General features: G+C 42.6%; 2 protein-coding genes. One reads left to right on the top strand and one right to left on the bottom strand.

What is annotated here, in order from left to right; genetic code table 11:
* On the top strand, positions 1-537 hold a 537-nt coding region (locus ACESK1_RS12685), incomplete at its 5' end, for an SDR family NAD(P)-dependent oxidoreductase (protein WP_372920547.1).
* A 103-nt stretch (positions 538-640) separates the two neighbouring features.
* Here ACESK1_RS12685 and mfd read toward each other — a convergent pair.
* A partial coding sequence (mfd, locus tag ACESK1_RS12680) for a transcription-repair coupling factor (protein ID WP_372920546.1) occupies positions 641-3,393 on the bottom strand: 2,753 nt, incomplete at its 5' end.

The raw sequence follows: 3,393 nt of genomic DNA, 5'->3' as shown, positions 1-3,393 counted from the left end.
ATTGGCCGCATAACCGATTATGTGGAAAAATCTCCGGTAGAAAAAGTGATTTTTGTAAGTTCCACATCAGTTTATGAAGACCGGGAAGATTTCCCGGAATACACAGAGGAAGACGAAGCGAACGGCACCTCAGAAGCTGCCAGGCAATTAATCTCCTCAGAAAAAATGTTACTGAAGAACGAGCATTTTCAAACCACGGTTATTCGTTTTGGAGGTTTACTTGGCCCGGGCAGGCACCCGGTGAAATATCTGGCCGGCAAAACCGGGATAAAAAATCCGAAAGCCCCGGTAAATCTTATCAAGCAGGAAGATTGTATAGAAATTATCCTGCAAATCATTATAAAAGAAGTTTGGAACACGACTTTTAACGCCGCATATCCCGATCATCCTACTAAAGAAGATTACTATACCCGGGCAGCTAAAGAACAGAATCTAAACCTTCCCCAATTTGACCAGAATGGGATTTCTAAGGGTAAAAAGATAAGCTCGGTTAGGTTAGAGGAAATGTTGGGGTTTAAGTTTGGACAGAATATTTAATGGCAGTAAAGTTATTCTGCTTAATGGCATTACAAGACCTCACAGTTTCGCAAACCTGTTAGGTCTTTAAAAAATAATCTCTCAAATCCAATTTTGGAAAGTATTATTTCTCCTCTACCTCTACCTTAGCTTTCAAATCCAAAGGCTCCAAAACCTTCAAAGCGTTGGCTATCGAGTTGATATTTTCAAAAGTAAGCAGCAGGCGCAAGCCGTTTCGGGTTTGCTTTTCCTTCATCTTACAGGTCTGTCGGTGGGTTTGCACGTATTGCAGAACCCGGGTAAAATTGTTGGTCTGGTAGAAACGCGATTGCTGGTCGGCTATGAAATAGCCTATCAATTTACCTTGTTTTAGCAGCACTTTCTCCAACCCAATCTTTGAAGCGATCCATTTGATGCGCACGCTGTTGAGCAGATCTACCGCCTGGACGGGCAGTTCCCCAAATCTATCGACGAGCTCGGCTTCAAATTTTTGCAATTCCTCTTCCGAAGTGATCTTATTCAGCTGCGTATAAAGATTTAGCCTTTCAGTGATATTATTGATGTAATCATCGGGGAAAAGGATCTCGAAATCGGTATCGATCTGGGTTTCTTTTACAAAGTTCTTATCCTCAATATCCTCGTCGCCGGCATACAATTCCTTAAACTCGTTCTCCTTCAGCTCTTCAATCGCTTCGTTGAGGATTTTTTGATAAGTTTCAAAACCAATTTCATTGATGAATCCGCTTTGTTCGCCTCCCAGCAAGTCTCCGGCACCGCGAATTTCAAGATCTTTCATCGCGATATTTATTCCGCTTCCAAGTTCAGAAAATTGTTCCAGCGCGCTTATTCGCTTACGAGCATCTTCTGTCATTGCCGAAAAGGGCGGCGTAATAAAATAGCAAAATGCCTTTTTATTGCTTCGGCCTACCCGCCCCCGCATCTGGTGCAGATCGGAAACTCCAAAATTATTCGCGTTATTGATGAAAATGGTGTTCGCATTGGTAACATCCAGACCGCTTTCCACGATAGTCGTGGAAACCAGCACATCAAATTCACCATTGATAAAACTCAGCATCAGCTTTTCCAGTTTTTTACCTTCCATCTGGCCGTGGCCCACGCCAATCTTTGCATCAGGCACTACGCGTTGAATCATTCCTGCGACTTCCTTAATATTTTCAATCCTATTATGAATAAAGAAAACCTGCCCTCCGCGCTGAATTTCATAAGAGATCGCATCCCGTATAGTTTCCTCGGAAAATCTTATCACATTGGTTTCAATGGGATAACGGTTTGGTGGCGGCGTGGTGATGGTAGAAAGGTCTCTCGCGGCCATTAAACTAAACTGAAGCGTACGCGGAATCGGCGTTGCCGTGAGGGTGAGCGTATCTACATTTTCTTTGATGGTCTTGAGCTTATCTTTTACCGAAACCCCGAATTTCTGTTCTTCGTCTACAATTAAAAGTCCGAGATCTTTAAATTTCACGGCTTTATTCACTAATTGGTGAGTTCCTATAATAATATCTACTTTTCCGCTTTCGAGATCGGCTAGGGTTTCGCGGCGTTCTTTGGCCGTCCTGAAACGGTTTAAATAATCTACCGTGACAGGGAAATCCTTCAAGCGTTCAGTGAATGTTTGGTGATGCTGAAAGGCCAGAATAGTGGTAGGCACCAAAACAGCGACTTGCTTACCGTTATCCACAGCTTTAAAAGCCGCACGAATCGCAACTTCAGTCTTTCCGAAACCAACATCGCCACAAACCAGACGATCCATAGGTCGCTCGTTTTCCATATCCTCTTTTACCGCCTGGGTTGCTGTACCCTGGTCCGGGGTATCTTCATACATAAAAGAAGCTTCCAGCTCGTGCTGCAAATAAGAATCGGGCCCAAAGGCAAAACCCTTCTGAAGTCGGCGTTTTGCATATAATTCTATAAGATTGTAAGCGATATGTTTAACGCGGGCTTTGGTTTTTTGCTTTAGCTTTTTCCAGGCATTGCTACCCAGTTTAAAGATCTTGGGCTCTTTCCCGTCTTTTCCGTTGTATTTTGAAATCTTATGCAGCGAATGGATGCTGAGGTACAAAATATCGCGCTCGCCGTAGAACAATTTAATGGCTTCCTGCTTTTTACCTTCAACATCAATTTTCTGGAGTCCGCCAAATTTTCCTATTCCGTGATCGATATGGGTCACGTAATCGCCAACTTCCAGATTGGTAAGTTCTTTTAAGGTTATCGCCTGTTTTTTGGCGTAACCATTCTTGAGGTGAAATTTATGATAGCGCTCAAAGATCTGGTGATCGGTATAACAAACATTTTTGCCAACTTCATCTATAAAACCCTGGAAGAGAGATAGCGTTATGGTTTCATATTTCACCTCTTTTTCCTGGTCGTCAAAGATGTCGTGGAAACGTTTTGCCTGTTGTTCGCTAACACAGAAAATATAATTTTTATAGCCGTTCTCCTGATTTTCGATCAGGTTATCGATGAGCAAATCGAACTGTTTATTGAACGATGGCTGTGGTTTTGTCTGAAAGTCTATACTTTTTACCCCACCGTCACCCTGAACTTGTTTCAGGGTCTCATTCGACTTAGATCCTGAAATAAATTCAGGATGACGAAAGTAAGATTGGTTGCTCAGTTCAACAACTGAAAAAAGCTCCAACTGACTCCTTATTAGCTGGCCATCACAGAAAAGTGCTTCAGGTTCACTGTGTTTTATTTCTTCCGAAAGTTTCTGAAAAGCTTCAACTGCCTTGCTGAAAAGTTTATCGGCCTGGGCGGTGAGCAGATCAATATTTTTTACAAAAACGACGGTTTGATTCGAGATATATCTTAGGAAACTATCCCTGATCTCGTCCAGGTGCTTATCTTCCACGTTAG

Source organism: Salegentibacter sp., assembly GCF_041642575.1.
In the GTDB taxonomy this organism is placed as follows: Bacteria; Bacteroidota; Bacteroidia; order Flavobacteriales; family Flavobacteriaceae; genus Salegentibacter.
This window is presented reverse-complemented; position numbering and strand designations above follow the sequence as displayed.